The 479-nt window shown below is 62.0% G+C and carries 1 protein-coding gene; it reads left to right on the top strand.

Annotation, left to right across the window (positions count from 1 at the left end; genetic code table 11):
* Positions 1–80: 80 nt before the first annotated feature.
* Positions 81–479: VCBS repeat-containing protein (locus RGM3321_RS00195; RefSeq protein ID WP_244391033.1), on the top strand; the 399-nt coding region annotated here is incomplete at its 3' end.

Genomic DNA, 479 nt, shown 5'->3' with positions numbered 1-479 from the left:
GGTGGGAGCAGCCGGCATCGCTCTCCGGCGACCCCGTATGGGCGAAGCACGACGCCAAGTGGGGCGGCGGCGGAGCTCACATGTTTGCCTACGACGTCAATGGCGATGGCAAAAACGACATCATCACCAGCCTCCAGGCTCACGGCTACGGTGTCGCCTGGTTCGAGCAGGTGGACGACGGAGGAGCCGTCGGTTGGAATCAGCACATCATCGTCGGAAAGAATGCCACTGAAGGCGAAACGGGCATCGTCTTCTCCCAGCCTCACGCCCTGGACCTGGTCGACATGAACGGCGATGGCTTAAAGGATCTTGTCACCGGCAAACGCTTCTGGGCGCACGGCCCGGATGGCGATCCCGAGCCAAAGGCCTGGCCGGTGCTTTACTGGTTTGAACTCAAGCGCGATGGCGGCAAAGCGAAGTGGACTGCGCATCTCATCGACTCCGAGAGCGGTGTCGGCACTCAGGTGATTGCACGGGAC

Origin of the sequence: Pseudomonas sp. RGM 3321 (assembly GCF_022836805.1) — a bacterium.
Taxonomy (GTDB): Bacteria; Pseudomonadota; Gammaproteobacteria; order Pseudomonadales; family Pseudomonadaceae; genus Aquipseudomonas.
This window is presented reverse-complemented; position numbering and strand designations above follow the sequence as displayed.